The following is a 19,430-nucleotide window of genomic DNA, read 5'->3' on the forward strand; positions in this document are numbered from 1 at the left end:
CCGCGTTGGCCACCAGCTCGGAGACGATGAGGGTGGCGGCGTCGGTGCAGTGCCCTATGCCCCAGACCGCCAGCGCCGTACGGACGAGACGACGAGCCGTGGCGGCACTCGGGGGCGTGCACGGCAGGGTCTCCGTGTAGCCGGGGTGCCCGGAGGAGCGGGCGGTGGTGGTCACAATCATGGCGGACCTCGCGGTTCTCTGAACGTGAGCGCACGCTATGACCGCCGAGAGCGACCGAACAGTGACCGTACGTACTACATTGCCGCGCGGGTGAGACGCCGTGTCCTACCCCTCCAGATTGAGCCGGTCGGCCAATTCGGTCACGGGGGAGGTGCGGCGGCGCTCACGACCCCGCAGTTCCGCAACCACCCGCCGGGCCGTTCCGTGGTAGCGCATCCACTCCGGTGCGTCGCCCTCCGCGGCCAGGAGAGCGCGAATGGCGCTGTCGTCCTTGCCGAGGTCGACACAGGCCAGGGCGCGGTCGACGTGGAACCGGGCGCGCCACGTCGGGGGAAGCCGGTGGAGTTCGGGAACGGCACGGGCCGCGGTCAGCGCCTTCGCGCCGCGCTCCATCTCCACCAGGAAGTTGACCTTGGCGACACCGACATTGGTCGGGCCGAACGGTGTGGCGTAGTCGAGGCGGTCCTCGCCGATGCGGGAGGCGGCGGCCGTCGCCATGTTGAGCAGTTCTTCCACGGTGTCGTGCTTGCCGCGTCGCACGGCCGCGGTCGCCGCACGCAGCAGCAGGATTCCCCACAGGGACAGATCGATGGGCCGGGACCGGAATCCTGGCTCGATCCGCTCGGCGGCGGTCACGGCGACGCGCTCGGCGTCCTCCAGTCGGCCCTGCTTGGTGAGGATCCACGACAACGTGGAGACGCCCATGGTCTCGAGGCGGGGATCGTCCGACCGCCTGGCGGCCTCCATGGAGCGCTCCAGCGCCGTGAAACCGGCATCCTCCTTGCCCAGTGCGGCCAGCGTGGTGGCCGCCACCTGATACGCCTCGGCCAGCACCGCATGAGCCGCGGCGGAATCGGCGCCGCTGTGGGCGCGGGCCGCCGTCCTCGCGTCCCGGATGAGTTGGGGCAGCAGGACGCCGATTTCGGCCATCCGGCCCTCGCGGCGGATGCGTTCGGTGGAACGTAACGCGGCGCGCAGCGCGCCGACGGTGGGCGGAGCCTCGGGGTCGGCGTCCTCGCCGAGGAGTTCGGTCAGCGGGGAGACGGCCTGCCGCAGCGCGAGCACGGACGGCGAGTCGCCCTCCTGGCGGGCCTCGAAGGTGGTCGGCTGACCGATCAGTACGGACGGTTCCACATCGAGTGCGCGGGCGAGGGCGTTGATCGTCGAGAGCCGCGCCGTCTGCCGCTGTCCTTGTTCCAGCTTGCGCACCACGTCCACGGACAGCTCCGCCCGTTCGGCGAGCCGCTCCTGAGTGAGCTTGCGCCGGACCCGGAACCGAGCGATCCGGTCCCCGAGCCCCCGCTCGTCCTCACAGCCCATGGCCCCGGCCCCCAACTCACCATCAGATATCGGGCGAATGTGGCTTCCACGCTACGCCCTCGCCCGCGCCATATGGGAAATCCGGTGCCCTTTTTGTCTCCCAGCGGTGGCAACGCACCGCCGGGGGACAAGGCCGGGACGAAGGGTCAGTGCAGATGGGCCGGGGTGAACTCGACCGGGAGGGCGGCTGTGCCGCGCATCATCAGGGTGACGCGCCATTCGAGTTCGTCCGCGGGGACGGAGAGGGCGACGTCCGGGAGGCGGTCGAGGAGGACCTCGATGGCGGCGGTGGCGATGACCTCGGCGATTTCGCGGGCGGCCGGGGGGCAGCCGTGTTTGCCGTGGCTGAAGGCCATATGGGCCTGGTTGCCGCCGGCGCCGGAGTGGAAGTCCGGGCGGACGTCGGGGTCGCCGTTGGCCGCGGCGAGGCCCAGCATCAGGCAGTCGCCCTTTCGGATGCGACGGCCGCCGAGCATGGTGTCCTCGGCGGCCCAGCGGCCCATCCAGAACGGGACGGGGGTGTCCTCCCACAGCACCTCGTTGAGCGCCTGGCCGACGCTGCGGCGGCCGCCGGAGAGGGTGATGGCGAACCGTTCGTCCGTCAGCATCAGCCGGAGGGCGTTGCCGATCAGGTCGCTGGTGGGCTGCTGGACGGCGTAGATGGAGCCGAGCAGATCGTTGATGATCTCGTCGTCGGTGAGCCCGGCGGGGTGGGACACCAGATGGGCGGCGACGTTGACCTGGTCGGGGTTCTCCCGGACGCGCTTGATCAGCGCCTCCATCCGGGTCTGCATCTTCTGCAGCGCGATGGGGGCGTCGTTCCCGGTGAGGTGGAGCGAATCGTCCTGGATGGCGGCGGATTCGGTGTCGTCCAGGCCGTAGAGCCGGGTGACCACCCGCAGCGGGATCTGGCTGGCGTACTCGGCCACCAGATCGGCCCGGCCGCTGCCCGCGAAGGTGTCGATCAGCCGGTCGGCGACGCGCTCGCACCCCGCGCGCAGCTCGAACTGGTCCACCGACGCCAGACCGTCGCAGATGGCCTCGGACCGCCGCTGGTGGTCGGCGCCCTCGCTGAACAGCATGGTCGGGCGGTAGCCGACGAAGGTCGTCAACTCCCAGTCGGGCGGCACCAGATGCCAGGAGTGCCAGCGGCGGGAATCACGGGCGAACAGATTGGGATCGGTGGTGACCCGGACCACCTCGCGGTAGCCGAGCACCGTCCAGACGGGGATCTTGCCGTCCAGCAGGACGGGCACGACCGGGCCGTGGTCCCGGCGCAGCTCGCGGTAGAGCTCCATCGGTTCGTCCCGGAACCGCTGGTAGTCCAGCGGCACCGACCCGGCGGGCACCACCCCGTCGGGCGGCGCGGGGGCCGACGGGAAGACGGGCTCGGGCGCGGCCCCGGGCGGACCGTCCGGCGGGGGCGTGGGGTCAGGGGTGGTCACGCGGTGGTCTCCCCGGCGGCGCCGTTGGTGGAAAGGGAGTAGAGGTGGCGGGCGAGCGCGACCAGTACGGCCTTGCTGGAGTCGCGCTTGCGGGCGTCGCATTCGATCATCGGCACCTCGGGCGAGAGGTCGAGGGCCTCGCGCACCTCCTCCAGCGTGTGCTGCGGCTCGGTGAAGTTGTTGCGGGCCACGATGAACGGGGTGCCGTGGTGCTCCAGCCGGTCCAGCGCGTACCACGAGTCGGAGAGCCGGTTGGTGTCCACCAGGACGACCGCGCCCAGCGTCCCGGAGAACAGCCGGTCCCACAGGAACCAGAACCGCTCCTGGCCCGGGGCGCCGAACAGATAGAGCACCATCTGCTCGTCCAGGCTGATCCGGCCGAAGTCGAAGGCCACCGTGGTGGTGGTCTTGTGGCGCACGAACGAGGCGTCGTCGATGCCGACGCCCGCCTGCGTCATCGTCTCCTCGGTGCTGAGCGGGCGGATCTCGCTGACGGACTGCACCATCGTCGTCTTGCCGACGCCGAACCCGCCGACGATCACGATCTTCAGGCCGTTGCTCGCGCTCTCCAGCAGCGGGGCGTGCCCGGCGGCACCGGGGAGCGGGGTGCTGACGGTGTTCTCAGAGATTCTGGAGTGCAACGAGCACCTTCTTCAGGGTTTCGGGCCCGGGCAGCCGGCCGCCGGGGCGGGCCGTATGCGGATGGCGCGCGGTGATCCGGCCGGTGTCCAGCAGATCGCACAGCAGGATCTTGACCACGCTGACGGGCAGTTCCAGATACGAGGAGATCTCCACGACCGACAGGGGGCGGCGGCACATCCGCAGGATCTTGACGTGCTCGGACTGCATTCCGGGGGTGGGATCGCTTTCGCTGACGATCAGCGTGACCATGTCGAAGCGGCTCTCGTCCGCCCGGCTGCGGCCGCCGGTGACGGTGTACAGCCGGTCCGGCCCCTCCTTGTCCAGCGGGCCTCGGATCATGCCTTCGCCCCGCCGCCGCTGCCGCCCGCTTCCACCCGCGGAGCGGCCCGCAGATGGTCGCCGATCTGCTCGACCAGCTCGTTCATGTTGTGGCCGATGATGCCGACATCGGCGTCGTCATGGGCCACCACGGCGAGATGGGCACCTTCCCCGGCCTCGACGATGAACAGAATCCCCCCGTGGAACTCCGTCATCGACTGCCGTACGCCGCCGCTTCCGTCGCCGAACTCGATGGACGCGCCATGGGCGAGGCTCTGGATGCCCGACGCGATGGCCGCCAGCTGATCGGCCTGGTCCACGGAGAGCCCCGAGGAGAGGCAGAGCTTGAGACCGTCCCGTGACAGCACCAGGGCGTGGCGCGAGCCCGGGGTCTTCTCCAGCAGGTTCTCCAACAGCCAGTCCAAGCTGCGGTCGGTGGTGTTCATCGGCGTTCCTTCTGTCACGGCTTGTCGTTCTCGGCAGGCTCGGCGGACTCGGCGGACTCGGCGGTCTCGGTGTGATCTGCGGATACCGAAGGCTCGGTGTCACACGGCGCACCGGCGGTGGAAGTACCGCGGGCCGCCTGGCGGAAGGCGCCGAAGCGGGCTCCGGCTTCCTCGGGTCGTGGACGGCTGGTCTTGGGCTTGGGTTCCGTCTCGGCCGACTGGGCGGCCGCGCGGGTGGCGGCGGCCAGCGTCTCGCCACGGCGCCGCTTGGGCAGCCCGTTGACCCGCGAGGGCTCCGCGGAGGGCTCCGTCGAGGGGGACGGGGACGGGGACGGATCGGTCTCCGGCGAGAGGGACGGCGACGGGGACGGGGAGGCGGCCGGGGCGGGCGCGGTCGGGGCGGGCGCGACCGTGGCGGTGGACGCGGCGCTCGTGGCGGACGCCTGCCGGGGGACCCCGGTGCGGACGGTGCCCGGCGCGTCGAGGACGACGGCGTCCTGGTTGATGTGCGTGACCAGCTGCTGCGGGATCAGGACCACGACACCGGTGCCGCCCCGCGCGGACGGCCGGAAGGAGACGGTGAGCCCGTGCTTACGGGCCAGACAGCCGACGACCGCGAGGCCCAGCCGGGTGCCGGACAGGCTCATCAGGTCCAGGCTCTCGGAGGAGACCGCCTTCTGGGCGCGGTCCAGGGCGGCCGGGCCCATCACCAGGCCGCCGTCCTCGACGGTCACCACGACGCCCGCGTGCGTCTCCTCGACGTACACATGCACCTCCTCGGTGGGAGGCGAGAAGCTGGCCGCGTTGTCCATCAGCTCGGCGAGGGCGTGCATGACGCCCTCGGCCGCGTAACCGGCCACCGCGGCGTTGCTGGTCGAGTGGACCCGTACCCGCTGGAAGGCGCTGATCCGGCCGATCGCGCCGCGCAGCACGGACTCCATGACGATCGGCTTGGTCCAGCGGCGTCCGGACCGGGCACCGGTCAGCACCGCGATGCTGTCCGCGATCCGGCCCGCCTGGGCGGTGGTGTGGTCCAGCTTCAGCAGATCGCCGAGGACGGTCTCGTCGTGGCGGTTCTCCATCTCTCTGAGGTCGGCCAGCATGCTGGTGGCCAGCGCCTGGACGCGCCCCGCGGCGTTGGCGCAGGCCGCCATCGCGGAGGCGCGCATCCGCTCACCGTCGCCGATCTCGCGCAGCAGGGTCCGCAGCAGGTACTGATGGGCCCGGCTGGTGGGGCGCTCCATGCGGGTGACCACGGTTTCCACCGAGCCGCCCTCGCGCAGTTGCCGCACCGCGGACGGAATCGTTTCCTCAGCGAGCCGGGTGGCCTCGATCTCCTGCGCGGCGGCCGCGGTCTCCAGCGAGGTGACCCGCTCCTGGAGACGGTCGATGGTCCGCGAACGGTTGGCGGCGACGGCGAGCGCCACCCCCAGCAGCACGGCGGCGGCTCCGCAGAAGACGGCGACGAAGGCGCGCTGGGCGGATGGCACCGCGGTGGTCAACCACAGCCCCGCTCCGGCGGCGACGACCACTGCCAGCAGGGGGACGGTCAGGGCCCCGCGCGTCACCGAGGGCCCTTTGTGCGGATGGCTGGATATGTGTGCTGACATCTATCAGGTCCTCATGGGCGCGTTGAGGGTTTTTGGCTGGACCACGCGGACATCAAGCCGTGGGCGCCACATGTTAGTAGAGTCACGTCGGTTTGACCTGGCCCTCTCAGAACATGGATCATGACGGCCCGTCAAATCGAGGCGCTGCCGAGCGTCATGTTCCGGACGCATATGACGCTGCCATTGATGCTGCCATTGACTCTGCCATTGACGCCGACATTGACGCCGCCCTCGTCGGGCCCGCCCGACGGCGCTACGGAATCGCCAACTCGGCCCAGATGACCTTGCCGTCCGCGGTGTAGCGGGTGCCCCAGCGCTCGGCGAACTGGGCGACCAGGAACAGCCCCCGGCCGCCCTCGTCCATCATCGCCGCATACCGCAGATGCGGGGAGGTGCTGCTGGTGTCGGAGACCTCGCAGATCAGCGCGCGGTCGCGGAGGACCTGCACCCGGATCGGCCCGGTGGCGTGCCGGATGGCGTTGGTGATCAGCTCGCTGAGCACCAGTTCGGCGGTGAACGCGGCCTCGTCCAGCCCCCACTCCGCCAGCTTCCGCATCACCTCGGCGCGCACCCCGGACACCGCGGCGGGGTCGGACGGCACCTCCCAGGAGGCCACACGGTCGGCGCCCACGACCCGGGTACGGGCGGCGATCAGGGCGATGTCATCGCTCGGATTGCTGGGCAGCAGCGCGTCCAGCACCTCGGTACAGATCTCGTCGGGAGTCCGGCCGGGGTGCGACAGGGCGCGGCGCAGCATCTCCAGACCCGTTTCGATGTCCCGGCGGCGGTCCTCGATGAGCCCATCCGTATAGAGGACGAGATCGCTGCCCTCGGGCAGTTCCAGCTCGGCCGTCTCGAACGGCAGCCCGCCCAGGCCCAGCGGCGGCCCCGCGGGCAGGTCCAGGAACTCCACCGGACCGTCCGGACGCACCAGCGCGGGCGGCGGATGGCCGGCCCGCGCCATCGTGCAGCGCCGCGTCACCGGATCGTAGATCGCGTACAGACAGGTGGCTCCCGTGATGCCCTCACTGCCACCTCCACCACCGCTGCCGTCGCCGTCCGGCCCACCAGGACCCTCGTCCTGGTCGATCCGCGCGATCAGATCGTCCAGATGGGAGAGGATCTCATCGGGCGGGAGGTCGAGCGTGGAGAAGTTGTGCACCGCCGTCCGCAGCCGCCCCATCGTCGCCGCCGCGTGCAGACCGTGCCCCACCACATCACCCACCACCAGCGCCACCCGCGCCCCCGGCAACGGGATGACGTCGAACCAGTCGCCCCCGACCCCCGACTCCGCCGGCAGATAGCGGAAGGCCACATCCAGGGCGCTCTGGCCGGGCAGCGCGCGGGGCAGCAGGCTGTGCTGGAGGGTCACCGCCATGGTGTGCTCGCGGGTGTAGCGGCGGGCGTTGTCGATGCAGACCGCGGCGTGCGAGGCGAGCTCCTCCGCGAGGGACACCTCTTCCTGCTCGAAGGGCTCGCGCTGCTTCATCCGCCAGAAGTTGACCACGCCCAGCAGCACGCCACGGGCCCGCAGCGGCACGGTGGCCAGCGACCGGACGCCGTACTCGATGACCTTCGCGGTCTGCTCGGGGTCCTGGGCCTGCCAGCCGGTGGCCTCGGAGAGATCGGCTTCCACGACCGGCTCGCCCCCGCTCAGCCCGTACGCCTGGGGCGAGGACGGGACGAACGCGAACACCCGGCCGACCGGATAGAAGGGGTGGTCGGGCCGGATTCCGTGGACCGCCGACCGGCGCATCTCGACACCGCCGATGGCCAGCGGCTCATCGCCGCGCTCCACGGGCTCCGCCAGGTCGACCGTGACGAAGTCGGCGAAGCGGTCCACCGCCACCTGCGCCAGTTCCTCGGCGGTGCGGCTCACATCGAGCGTGGTGCCGATCTCCACGCTCGCGTCGTACAGCAGCTTGAGCCGCTTCTGGGCCACTTCGGCGCGGCCGGAGAGGGCGCGCAGCTCGGTGGAGTCGCGCAGGGTGGCGACGCTGCCGGGCGGGCCGCCGGCGCGGTCGGTCAGCCGGTTGTTGATGGCCAGCAGCCGGTCGCCGGCCACCAGCACCTCGTCGGTGACATCGCGTCCGGAGGCCAGGACGTCGGCGACATGAGGCTCCAGGCCCAGGTCGTCCACCAGCCGCCCCTCCGGCCGCGGCGGCAGTTCGAGCAGCCGGGACGCCTCGTCGTTGGCGAGCACCAGCCGCCCGTCGCCGCCGACGATCAGCACACCCTCGCGCACCGAGTGCAGCACCGCGTCATGGTGCTCGTACATCCGCGTCATCTCGATCGGGTCCAGGCCGCGGGTCTGCCGCCGCAGCCGCTTGGTCACCAGCGCGGTGCCGCCGGTGGCGAGCGCGAGCGAGGCGGACACGGCGCCGACCAGGAGCGGGAGCTGACGGTTGGCGAGCCCGCTCACCTTCTTGATCGTGATCCCCGCGCCGACCGCGCCGACGACCTTGTGGTGGCTGTCGAAGATGGGCGCCACGGCGTCCATCGCCTCGCCCAGTGTGCCGGGGCCGGTCTCGGTGGTGGTGTGCCCGTGCAGCGCCGGGTCGATGGTGCCGACGTAGTGCTTGCCGATCCGGTTGAGCTTGGGGTGGGTGAGCCGGATGCCTTTGTCGTTCGTGACCACGACGAAGTCGAGCCCGGATCTCTTCCGGGCGGCCTCGGCCTTCGGCTGGAGCAGCTTGGTGGGGTTGGGGCTGTGCAGGGCCCGGACGATCCCGGGGGAGTTGGCGAACGACTCGGCGACCGCGACGGACCGGCTGCGAGCCTCGTCGGTGGCGTCGTGCCGCACCTGGAGCACCAGGGCGACGGTGGCCGCCACGCCGAGCAGCAGCACGATCACGAGCTGCAGGATGAAGACCTGCCCGGCGACGCTGCGCACGTTCAGCCACGATCGAAAGCGCCGGCCCGCCACCTCCGGGCGTTCCCGCCGCCGACTCCGTGGGCGCCGACCGGGGAACATGCGGGCAGCCCACGATCGACCCATAAACCGGGCCATACACATACATCTACACCGGGAATTCCTGGAAGGCGAATGTCGCTTCCGGCGCGGCCAGGCGACCGTCACCGTCCGCACATGATGCGCGACTTTCCGTTCCGGTGGCCAATCCACGGCGAATCCACGGCACTCCGCGACGCGTCCACGGCGATCTCACGGCGGGCGAGGTGCCGACGACGGGCGTGTATGCAAATCTAAAAAAGGGTAATTCACCCTTATTGCCGCGAATCGGCGTCGTGGCGGCGCCGGTCGCGCCGGACGAAGGAGCCCGACATGGCCAGTCACGCCGGTGGAGTTCAGACAGGGGCCGCTCCGGGCCATATGCACCGGGCGGTGAGCGGATGGCTTGTCTTCGCGGGGGTCATGATGATCTTCGGGGGCCTGATGAACCTGGCCCAGGGCATCTCGGCCATCCGGACGGACCGGGTCTTCCTGGTCACACGGAGCTATATCTTCCAGTACGACCTCTCCGGATGGGGCTGGGTCCACCTGGCCCTCGGGATCGCCGTGGTGGTCGCCGGTTTCGCGGTGTTCACCGGTGCGATGTGGGCCCGGGTCACGGGCGTGGTGCTGGCCGGTCTCGCGTTGATCGCCAACTTCCTGTGGCTGCCCTACTACCCGGTCTGGGCCACGGTGCTGCTCATCATCGACGCCCTGGTGATCTGGGCGCTGTGCGCCGGGCCGAGCCGTGGTGGCGCGGGGCGCGCGGAGATGGGACGCACCGAGACCGGACGCCCCGAGACCGGACGCCCCGAGACGGGACACACCGGCTGAAGGGACGCGATGCCTGGTTTCCCGGCGGGGCGCGGGGCAGGCTGGAGCCATGCTGCTGGCTGATGTGGCGCTGACCTCCCGCCAGGTCGCGGCCACCGCCGCCCGCTCGGAGAAGATCGCCGCGCTGGCCCGGCTGTTCCGGCGCACGGAACCGGCCGAGGCGGCCGTGGTGATCACCTACCTCGCGGGCAAGCTGCCCCAGCGGCGCACCGGAGTGGGCTGGTCCACCCTGCGCCACCGGCGGGAACCCGCCGCCGAGCCGACGCTCGCGGTGCTGGACGTGGACGAGGCCCTGAGCCGGGTCGCGGCGGTCTCCGGCACCGGTGCGACGGCGACCCGCAAGCGGCTGGTGGGCGAGCTGCTGTCCGCCGCGACCAAGGACGAGCAGGGCTTTCTGCTCGGCCTGATCGGCGGGGAGCTGCGGCAGGGGGCGCTGGAGGGGCTGGCCGTGGAGGGGCTCGCCGAGGCCGTCGGCGCCCCGGCCGCCGAGGTGCGGCGGGCGGTGATGCTCGGCGGTTCGCTGGGCGCGGTGGCCGGGGCGCTGCTGGCGCGCGGCCCGGAGGCGCTGGCCGACTTCCGGCTCGAGGTGGGGCGGCCGGTGCTGCCGATGCTCGCGCAGAGCGCCAAGGACCTCGACGAGGCCATGGACCGGCTGGGGCCGTGCGCGGTCGAGGAGAAGCTGGACGGGATCCGGGTGCAGGTGCACCGGGACGGCGAGGCGGTACGGATCTACACCCGCACCCTCGACGAGATCACCGAGCGGCTGCCCGAGGTGGTCACGGCGGCGCGGGAGCTGGCGGTGGACCGGGCGATCCTCGACGGCGAGGTGATCCTGCTGGACGCCGAGGGGCGGCCCCGGCCGTTCCAGGAGACCTCCGGCCGGGTCGGCTCACGGCTCGATGTGGCCGGGGCGTCGGCGGCGCTGCCGCTCTCCCCCGTCTTCTTCGATCTGCTCGTGGTGGACGACCGCGATCTGCTCGACCTCCCGACCCACGAGCGCCATGCCGAACTGGCCCGGATCGCCCCCGGGCCCCGCCGGGTCCGGCGGCTGGTGGCCGACGACCCGGCGGATCCGGAAACCCGGCGGGCGGCACGGGAGTTCGCCGCGGACGTGCTGGCCAGGGGGCATGAGGGGGTGCTGGTCAAGGGTCTTGAGGCACCGTACGGCGCGGGCCGGCGCGGGGCGTCCTGGCTGAAGGTCAAGCCGATGCACACCCTGGACCTGGTGGTGCTGGCGGCGGAGTGGGGGCACGGCCGCCGCACCGGGAAGCTGTCCAACCTCCACCTGGGCGCGCGGGCGCCGGACGGTACGTACGTGATGCTGGGCAAGACCTTCAAGGGGCTCACCGACGTGATGCTGGAGTGGCAGACGGAGGCGCTGCTGGGGATCGCGGTCAGCGACGACGGCTGGGTGGTGCGGGTGCGGCCGGAGCTGGTGGTGGAGGTGGCCTTCGACGGGCTCCAGCGCTCGTCCCGCTATCCGGCGGGCGTCACGCTGCGGTTCGCGCGGGTGCTGCGCTACCGGGAGGACAAACCGGCGGACCAGGCGGACACGGTGGAGACGGTGCTGGCGCTGCGCTGAGACAGTTGTTCGCCTCCCTCGGCGTGAACTCAGGGCCGCCTCACCAATGCGTGGGAGAGAATGTGCGGCGCCCCCGCCCCGATCGAGAGGCCCAGTGTGGAGACGACAGTCGCGGAGGACCGAGCCGCGGGCCCCGGCCGCCCACGGGCACCGCGCGGCGCCCGGAGCGCCGTCGGCCGGCTGCTACGGCTCCCCGGCGGACGGGCCCGGCGGTGGGCGGCCTGGTCCGCGGTGCCACCGCTGGCCGTGGTCAGCGCGGTGGTGCTGTGCCGGGCCGCGGACACCGACGGCATCACCCCCATACCGCAGCTACTGGCCTTCCTGCCCTGGCTGCTGGTCCCGGCGGCGCTCGGACTGCTGCTGAGCACGGCCGCGCGCTGGCCGCTGGGGTGCGGCTGGGCGCTGGCGGCAGCGGCGGCCACCGGATGGTTCATCCAGCCGTACGACGGCGGCTCGCCGCCCGAGCCGCGCGGACCGGTCCTCGCCCGGCTGCGGGTGATGACCGCGAACCTCGAGTTCGGCCAGGCCAGGGAGGGGCTGCTGAGCGCGCTGCGCCGGGAGCGGCCGGACCTGGTGGCGGTGCAGGAGTGCGATCCGCGGTGCGCCGCGGCGCTGGACTCGGCCGCCGTCCGCAGGGCGTACCCGTACCGGAACATCACCCTCGGCGACAGCGCCGCCGCGGGCTCGGCGATCCTCAGCCGCCATCCGCTGACCCGGGCGGAGGGGGTGCGCGGAACGCTGCGGATGCCGGGCGCGGTCGTCCGGGTCGCGGGGCAACGGCTGCGGACGCAGGTCGCCCATCCCATGCCGCCGATGCCGGGTCAGCTGGACCTCTGGCGCACCGAGCTGGGACGGCTGCGGGCCTACGCCGCCGGGCGGGGCGGGGAACCCACCCTGATCGCGGGCGACTTCAACGCCACCCAGGACCACGCCGCCTTCCGGGACCTGCTGGACACCGGGCTGCGGGACAGCGCACGGGCCACCGGGGTGTCCCGCACACCCAGCTGGCCGAGCACCACGACCCCGGTCCTGGGGGCGCAGATCGACCACGTCCTGGTCAGCCGGGCGCTGCGACCGCGCACCGCCCGGTTCCTGGATCTGCCGCACACCGACCACCGGGCGCTGCTGGTGGAGCTGGACCTGTACGGGCCGCGGGGCTGAGGGCTGAGCGGGGGCTCAGGGGCCGGTCGGGGTCTCAGAGGCTGATCAGGGGGCTCAGGGGCCGGCCAGGGTCTCAGGGGCTGATCAGGGGGGTCACGGGCCGGTCGGGGGTTCAGCTCTCGCTCGGGTCGTAGGAGTTGGCCAACTCGAACGGATCGGGCTCCAGACCCGCCGTGGGCCAGCGCTGCTCCCGCTGCCAGCGCGCGTTCTCCTGCGCGAGCGCGTCCCAGAGCAGATTGAGCGGATGGGCCTGGTCATAGGACGCGCGCTCCCCGCGCCGGGTGAACGCGCCCAGCAGCACCTCCAGCCGGGGCCCGGTGTCATTGACCAGTTCGACGGCGCGCAGCCCGCGGCCGTACACCACCCTCGGATCGCCCGCCGCGTCCGCGACCCCCTTGGTGACCAGCATGCAGCCCCGCAGCAGCCCGGAGCGCAGCAGTTCGAAGCCGTAGTTGACGGTGTCGATCTCGGCCGCGATGCGCAGCTTGCCGCGGTAGTCGCCGCCGAACCAGGTGTGCAGCACCCCGGCCATCAGCCCGCTCGCCGAGACCACCAGCGGCAGGGTGCGCAGCGCGCTGGTCGGGGCGGTGGGGCCGGGCAGCTCGGCCTCGGAGAGGTTGGTCAGCAGCGAGACCCCGCTGCGCCGCCACTCCATCACGTCGAAGGCGGCGAGCTCGTCGTCGCCCTCGGGCCGGGTCACCACGGAGCCGCACACCAGGTCCACATCCTTGGCGCGCAGCTTGGCCAGCACGTCCCGGGTGCGCACATGGCCGACCTTCAGCTCGATACCGCGCTGCCGGAAGTCCTCGGCCACCCGCTCCCCGGCGCCCGCCAGATAGCTGAGGGTAAATCGGGTGGTGCCCACCATCAGCGTTTTTCCCAGGCGCCGCCGCGACTCATGGATGCCGTCCAGCCAGTCGCCGAGAGTTCCGCGCGCCAATTCGACCAGGGCTTCTCCGGTGCCGGTGAACAGCACGTCCTTGCCGCGCCCCTGCTTGAGTATGAGGGGTTCGCCGCAAAGCTCGCGAAAGTTCCGGTTCATGGTGTCGATCTGCTTTTGCACACTGGACTGTTCACGGCCCAGAATCCGTGCCGCGCCGAGCGCCGTACCGGCCTCATGGACCATGATCAGGGTGCGCAACTGGTCCATTGTGGTGTCCATCAGCGCGAGCGGGCTCTGTGCCCAGCGGCCGCGCCGATCCGTCGTCGGCGGGCCGACCGAACCTGGTCTCACCATGATTTCCCCCGCTTTTCAACTTCTCCCGTTTTCCTGACTCCAGAGTTTAGTCAGCGATCCATGTGGTTACCCGGGTCCGATATGAGCGAGAAGCGGACCGATGCGCGAAACGTCAGGACCGGGAGCCACACCGTACGAGTCAGTCGGCCGGAAAAAGAGCTCTTCCGCGAGGACGGGATCACGAAGTGGGACCTCGTCGAGTACTACCGCTCGGTCTCCCGGCGCATCATTCCGCAGTTGCGCGGCCGCCCTTTGATGATGGAACGCCATCCGGACGGAATCGGCGGCAAGCCGCTGATGCAGAAGAACGCACCGGACTACTTTCCGGACTGGGTGCGCCGCGCCGTGCTCCCCAAGGAGGGCGGTGAGGTCACCCATGTGGTCTGCGACGACACCGCGACCCTCCTCTACCTCGCCGACCAGGCGTGCGTCACCCCGCACCGCTGGCTCTCCCGGGCCGACCGGCCCGACCACCCCGACCGGCTGGTCCTCGACCTCGATCCGCCCTCGGCGGGGGAGGCCGGCTTCGAGGAGGTGCGCTGGACCGCCCGCCGCTGCTGCGGGCTGCTCGGCGAGCTCGGGCTGCCGGGGCTGCTCATGACCACCGGCTCGCGCGGGCTGCATGTCATCGTCCCGCTGGACCGCCGCGCCGACTTCGACACCGTGCGGTCCTTCGCCCGCGACGCCGCCGAGCTGCTGGCCGCCCGCCACCCGGACCGGCTCACCACCGAGCCGCGCAAGGCCAAGCGGCGCGGCCGGCTCTACCTGGACACCCAGCGCAACGCCTACGCGCAGACCGCCGTCAGCCCGTACGGGGTACGCGCCCGGCCGGGAGCGCCGGTGGCCACGCCCATCGACGCGCGGGAGCTGGACGACCCGGAGCTGAGGGCCGACCGCTGGACGCTGCGGACGGCCGGCGAGCGGATCGCGGACGACCCCTGGGCCCGTACGGACACCAGGGGCCGTTCGCTGCGCGGCCCCCGCGAGCGGCTGAGGCGGCTCGCGGAGGGCGAGGGCTAAGGCGCTCCGCTGGAAGAAGTGCGGGGTCAGGCGCCTATGTCGCCGCCGTCGCGCCGCCAGGCGCTGATCACGGACGGCCGGGTCAGCTTGCCCGGACCGTCGGGCCAGGTGGACGCGGGTTTCTCCACGCTCGCGCCGTCGATCTCGCCCGGGTGCTGCACGGCCACCAGCACCCGCCGGTCCTGCACGATCGGACCGCAGGTCTCGGCGCCGTTCGGCACGGTCAGGAACTGCTTGACCTCACCGCGGCGGCTGCCCGCCGTGGCCACGCCGAACAGCCCGTCGTGGTTGCCGAGCGCGTTGCCGTCGGTGGAGATCCACAGGTTGCCGTACGCGTCGAAGGTGATGTTGTCCGGGCAGGAGATCGGGCTGACCTGGTCCTTGGGGAAGCCGCCGAAGTAGGTGCTCGGGTCCTCGGGGTCGCCGCAGACCAGGAACAGCCGCCAGTTGAAGCGGGTGGAGCCCGCGTTGTTCCAGCGCTCGGTCAGCTCCAGGATCTGGCCGTGCTTGTTGCCGTTGCGCGGGTTCGCCTCGTCGGCGGGGGCCTTGCCCTCCTTGCCGCGGTCGGTGTTGTTGGTCAGCGCGATGTAGACGCGGCCGGTGCGCGGGCTCGGCTCGACGTCCTCGGGGCGGTCCATCTTCGTCGCGCCCGCCTTGTCGGCGGCGATGCGGGTGAAGACGTAGACCTCCTCGGCGGTCATGCCCTCCACGAAGGAGCGGTCGCCGCAGGCCAGCGGGATCCACTCGCCGGCGCCGTCGAACTCGCCGTCCGCGGGGAGCTTTCCGGAGCCGTCGATCTCGGCGGACGGGCTGTCACCGGTGAACTTGGCGACGTACAGCGTGCCCTCGTCCAGCAGCGTGCGGTTGTGCTCGCGGGCGATGCGGCTGTTGCCCTTCATCATCCGCTTGGCGGAGACGAACTTGTAGAAGTAGTCGAACTTCTCGTCGTCGCCCATGTAGAGGACCGGACGGCCATCGGTGGTCAGCCGGGGCTCGGCGGCCTCGTGCTTGAAGCGGCCCAGCGCGGTGAGCTTGCGCGGGGTGGACTCGGGGTCGAACGGGTCGATCTCGATCACCCAGCCGAAGCGGTTGGTCTCGTTCGGCTCCTTGGCCACGTCGAAACGGTCGTCGAACCGTTCCCACTTGCGCTCGGAGGCGGCGCCGGTGATGCCGTACCGCTTGAGGCGGGCCGCGGTGGCCGGGTCGGTGACCGAACCGCCATTGGCGAAGTACTGGTTGAAGTTCTCCTCGCCGGAGAGCACCGTGCCCCACGGCGTGATGCCGCCGCCGCAGTTGTTCAGCGTGCCGAGGATCCGCTTGCCGGTCGGGTCGGCGGAGGTGCGCAGCAGCTCGCTGCCCGCCGCCGGGCCGGTGACCTCGAACGGAGTGGTCGCGGTGATACGGCGGTTGAGGCGGTGGCGGGACAGCGCGGTGAGCCGGCCGAGACCGCGCTCCTCGGCCGTCACGACCACGGACAGGCCGTGCGCGGCCCAGCCGATCTCGGCCTGCTCGCGGGTGGGGTTCGCCGGGTCGTACCCGGCGAACATCAGCACCTCGTCGGTGTACTCGTGGTTGACCACGAGCAGCTGATGGTCGCGCTCGCCGGGGACGTCCAGGACCGCCATGTAGTCGTTGTTGTAACCGAACTGGCCCGCCTGGGCCTTGGCGCTCTGCTTGTCCGGGTCGAACGCGGGCGCGCCACGCAGGATCGGGTCGCCCCAGCGGATCACCACGTTCTGGTCGTGGCCGTCGGCGACGACCACGGTGTCCTCGGTGTTGGGGGCGACGGGCGCGAAGCGGAGGCCGCGGGCGGCCTTGCCCGTCGCGGCGGCCTTGTGCTCCGCGGCGGCACCGCCCGTCGCTGCGGACGCCTGCGGCGCCCGCTCCACCGCCACGGCACCGGTCGCGGCCGCCACGGTCACCACGGCACCGGCCCGCAGCAGGGCACGACGCGAGGCGGCACCGGCGATGACATCGCCCACGTATGCGTTGTCGCTGGTGTTCGGCGTCTCGTGAAGGCAGGCGTCGCCACAGCGGTACCGGCACGTCAGCGCGGAACGACCGCCCGGGTGTGAGCTGATGAGCGGCAGGAGGTTGCGCACGTCTTCCCCTCCGTAAGGGTGTTCACGTATGGGCTTCGCCGGGTCCCGCATGGGAGTACGCCGACGCGGTCCGGGCCGACATGACGTCGGGATCCTTTGGCGGCGAAGCTATGGGCGTAGAACCGCATGGTGGCGACGAACGCCTGAACCAGAGGTGAACGAAGCGCGAGCGGAATCGGCGGAAGAGGGCCGCCGAATGGCCCGCTAGCCTTTCGGCACCACGGACATGCACCGCCATGCACCGCACTCGACACGTGAGAGGTATCTCCCATGGGCATACGGGACCTACTGCGCAAAGTTTTCGGCCGCTCCCGAACCACGGGGGTGGACGAATCTTCCGCTGCGCCGGAGGCTGCGGTTGTCCGGGACCCCCAACCGGAGTCGGCGAAGCGGGGGTCGGCGAAGCGGGGGTCGGCGGAGCCGACGGTGGACCAGAAGGCTGAGGGGAAGCCCGAGTCGGAGGCCAAGCCCGAGCGTGCGGCGGAGCCTGCGTCTGAGCCGAAGGCTGAGCGGGAGCCCGAGCCGACCGCGGAGGCGGACGCGGACGCGAACACGGACACGGACACGGCGCCCCCGGCACAGGACTCGCGGGACTCGCAGGACTCCCGGGACTCGCGGGACTCGCGGGACGACGAGTCCGGGCACGACCCGGCCCTGTCCGCCCCGCTGAAGTCCCTCGACGAGATCCTGAAGTCCCCCGCGCACGAGGACACGTCAACGGCCGACGAGGAGAAGCCGGTTGAGGCGGCGGCACCGGCCGCCGCCGAGCCGAAGCCGGAGCCGAAGGCGGACGAGCCCAAGCCCGCCGCCGAGGCAGAGACCACGGCCGAGCCCGACGCTGACGCCCCCACGGCTACGGCTGATGACGACGCCGCGGCCCCCGCCGCAGCCGACGTCGAACCGGCGGCCGAGGCGGAGCCCGAGGCGAAGGCGGAGCCCGAGGCGAAGGCGGAGCCCGCCGCCGATGCGTCGGCCGCGGAGGCGACGGCTGGCGAGGCTGACGACGAGTCCAAGGCCGAGGTTACGGAGACCCCCGCACCGGAGCCCGCTGCCGCGCCCGAGTCCACGGCCAAGGCCGAGCCCGAAGCTGAGGCAGCAGAAACCGCCGAGCCCAAGGCTGAGGCACCCACAGAGGCTGACGCCAACACCACGGCGGCCCCGGTGGCGGAGGCGAGTGCCAACGCCGAGGCAGAGGCCGAGGCAGAGGCCGAGGCCGACGACGACGTCACCCCCACAGCCGACGAGCCCGCCAAGACGAACGCTGAACCCGCAGCCGCGAGCGACGCCGAGCCCAAGGCCGCAGCCGAACCGAAGGCCGACACCGAGCCCACAGCCGCAAGCGACCCTGCGCCCGCAGCCGACGCCGACGCCGATGCCGCGCCCAAGGCTGACGCCGAGCCCGAAGCCGCGAGTGCCCCCGCGCCCGAAGCCGACGACGAGCCCAAGGCCGACGGCAACGCCGACGAGCCCGCCAAGACGAAGGCCGAACCCGCAGCCGCAAGCGACCCCGCGCCCAAGGCCGACGCCGAGGCGGAGGCAGAGGCCGACGACGCCGCCGCCCCCACAGCCGACGAGCCCGTCAAGACGAACGCCGAACCCGCAGCCGAACCGAAGGCCGACGCCGAACCCAAGGCCGCAGCCAAGCCCGAAGCCGACGCCGAACCCACAGCCGCAAGCGACCCCGCGCCCGAGGCCGACGCCGCGCCCGCGCCCGAGGCCGACGCCGCGCCCGCGCCCGTGGCGGCCGCCGCCGCCACCGCCACCGCCGACGCATCCACGACCGCCGCCAAGGCCAACGCGACCGCCGCCGCCATCCCCCTCGCCGATCTCACGTCGCGGGCGCCTGGGCTGGTCGGGTCGTATGGCGCGGCCGGGGAGGCCGTTCAGGAGAGTGGGCTGGGCGGGCAGCGGGCGGTCGTCTACCTCGTGCTGGACCGGTCCGGGTCCATGCGGGGGTACTTCAAGGACGGCACCGTGTCGCACCTCGCCGAGCAGGCGCTCGCCCTGTCCGCGCAGCTCGACACCAGCGGCACCGTGCCCGTCGTGTTCTTCTCCACCGACGTCGACGGCACCGCCGACCTCGAACTGGACAACCACGCCGGCCGCATCGAGGAGCTGCACGGCTCGCTCGGGCACATGGGGCGGGCGAACTACCACACCGCCGTCAACGCCGTCATCGAGCACTACAAGGCGTCCGGCACCACCGACCCCGCGTTCGTGATCTTCCAGACGGACGGCGCGCCCACCACCAAGACCGCCGCCGAGAAGGCGCTGTGCGAGGCGGCGGGGCTGCCGCTGTTCTGGCAGTTCCTGGCGTTCGGGGACCCGGAGGCGAAGGGGTTCGACTTCCTGCGGAAGCTGGACACCTCGCCCGCCCTCGCCGTCCCCGAGAAGCGGGCGGTCGACAACACCGGCTTCTTCCACGCCGGGCTCGACCCCCGTACGGTCGCCGACGCCGAGCTGTACCGGGAGCTGCTGAAGAAGTTCCCGGGCTGGCTGGCCGCCCGCGCGCGGGGCTGACGAGCGACCTCACCCAGCCAGGCGCCGCACCGGCGCCACCCCGGGGGTCATCCGTCGCGGAA

At 71.9% G+C, this 19,430-nt stretch carries 14 protein-coding genes and 1 pseudogene; 5 read left to right on the plus strand and 10 right to left on the minus strand.

What is annotated here, in order from left to right:
- The 8 genes and pseudogenes from NP777_RS44485 to NP777_RS44520 all read right to left on the minus strand — a co-directional run.
- A pseudogene (locus tag NP777_RS44485) lies at positions 1–181 on the minus strand (ATP-binding protein); the annotation flags it as partial.
- A 105-nt stretch (positions 182–286) separates the two neighbouring features.
- On the minus strand, positions 287–1,501 hold the full coding sequence (locus NP777_RS44490; protein ID WP_256655903.1) for a helix-turn-helix domain-containing protein: 1,215 nt from the start codon (positions 1,499–1,501) through the stop codon (positions 287–289).
- A gap of 146 nt (positions 1,502–1,647) precedes the next feature.
- Entirely contained in the window at positions 1,648–2,946 is a 1,299-nt protein-coding gene (locus tag NP777_RS44495; RefSeq protein WP_256655904.1) for a cytochrome P450, read from the minus strand.
- On the minus strand, positions 2,943–3,587 hold the full coding sequence (locus NP777_RS44500; protein ID WP_391858699.1) for a GTP-binding protein: 645 nt from the start codon (positions 3,585–3,587) through the stop codon (positions 2,943–2,945). The genes NP777_RS44495 and NP777_RS44500 overlap by 4 nt, the downstream gene beginning before the upstream one ends.
- Positions 3,568–3,927 (minus strand): DUF742 domain-containing protein, encoded by a 360-nt coding sequence (locus NP777_RS44505; protein ID WP_256655905.1) that lies wholly within the window; start codon positions 3,925–3,927, stop codon positions 3,568–3,570. Before NP777_RS44505 ends, NP777_RS44500 begins: the two co-directional genes overlap by 20 nt.
- On the minus strand, positions 3,924–4,352 hold the full coding sequence (locus tag NP777_RS44510; protein WP_020869870.1) for a roadblock/LC7 domain-containing protein: 429 nt from the start codon (positions 4,350–4,352) through the stop codon (positions 3,924–3,926). Before NP777_RS44510 ends, NP777_RS44505 begins: the two co-directional genes overlap by 4 nt.
- 14 nt (positions 4,353–4,366) lie before the next feature.
- Positions 4,367–5,962 carry a sensor histidine kinase gene (locus NP777_RS44515; RefSeq protein ID WP_256655906.1) on the minus strand — a complete coding sequence of 532 codons (1,596 nt, stop codon included), beginning with the start codon at positions 5,960–5,962 and terminating at the stop codon, positions 4,367–4,369.
- A 253-nt stretch (positions 5,963–6,215) separates the two neighbouring features.
- Positions 6,216–8,972 carry a SpoIIE family protein phosphatase gene (locus NP777_RS44520; RefSeq protein ID WP_256655907.1) on the minus strand — a complete coding sequence of 919 codons (2,757 nt, stop codon included), beginning with the start codon at positions 8,970–8,972 and terminating at the stop codon, positions 6,216–6,218.
- A 273-nt stretch (positions 8,973–9,245) separates the two neighbouring features.
- On the opposite strand from NP777_RS44520, the gene NP777_RS44525 reads away from it, so the two are divergent.
- The 3 genes from NP777_RS44525 to NP777_RS44535 all read left to right on the plus strand — a co-directional run bounded on the left by NP777_RS44525 (position 9,246) and on the right by NP777_RS44535 (position 12,489).
- Positions 9,246–9,746 (plus strand): DUF7144 family membrane protein, encoded by a 501-nt coding sequence (locus NP777_RS44525; protein ID WP_391858700.1) that lies wholly within the window; start codon positions 9,246–9,248, stop codon positions 9,744–9,746.
- Between the two features lie 49 nt (positions 9,747–9,795).
- A complete protein-coding gene (locus NP777_RS44530) occupies positions 9,796–11,328 on the plus strand; it encodes an ATP-dependent DNA ligase (RefSeq protein ID WP_256655908.1) in 1,533 nt (510 codons plus the stop codon).
- 96 nt (positions 11,329–11,424) lie between these two features.
- On the plus strand, positions 11,425–12,489 hold the full coding sequence (locus NP777_RS44535) for an endonuclease/exonuclease/phosphatase family protein (RefSeq protein WP_256655909.1): 1,065 nt from the start codon (positions 11,425–11,427) through the stop codon (positions 12,487–12,489).
- Between the two features lie 112 nt (positions 12,490–12,601).
- Here NP777_RS44535 and NP777_RS44540 read toward each other — a convergent pair whose 3' ends face one another.
- Positions 12,602–13,651 carry a LysR family transcriptional regulator gene (locus tag NP777_RS44540; RefSeq protein ID WP_256655910.1) on the minus strand — a complete coding sequence of 350 codons (1,050 nt, stop codon included), beginning with the start codon at positions 13,649–13,651 and terminating at the stop codon, positions 12,602–12,604.
- A gap of 156 nt (positions 13,652–13,807) precedes the next feature.
- On the opposite strand from NP777_RS44540, the gene ligD reads away from it, so the two are divergent.
- Complete coding sequence (gene ligD / locus NP777_RS44545; RefSeq protein WP_256655911.1) at positions 13,808–14,746, plus strand: non-homologous end-joining DNA ligase; 939 nt, start codon at positions 13,808–13,810, stop codon at positions 14,744–14,746.
- A gap of 26 nt (positions 14,747–14,772) precedes the next feature.
- Here ligD and NP777_RS44550 read toward each other — a convergent pair whose 3' ends face one another.
- Positions 14,773–16,848 carry a PhoX family protein gene (locus NP777_RS44550; RefSeq protein WP_256655912.1) on the minus strand — a complete coding sequence of 692 codons (2,076 nt, stop codon included), beginning with the start codon at positions 16,846–16,848 and terminating at the stop codon, positions 14,773–14,775.
- 426 nt (positions 16,849–17,274) lie between these two features.
- Here NP777_RS44550 and NP777_RS44555 point away from each other — a divergent pair, with 426 nt between their 5' ends.
- Positions 17,275–19,368, plus strand: coding sequence for a VWA domain-containing protein (locus tag NP777_RS44555; RefSeq protein WP_256655913.1), 2,094 nt, complete (start codon positions 17,275–17,277; stop codon positions 19,366–19,368).
- Positions 19,369–19,430 lie beyond the last annotated feature (62 nt).

Origin of the sequence: Streptomyces rugosispiralis, assembly GCF_024505145.1 — a bacterium.
GTDB classification, from domain to species: Bacteria; Actinomycetota; Actinomycetes; order Streptomycetales; family Streptomycetaceae; genus Streptomyces; species Streptomyces rugosispiralis.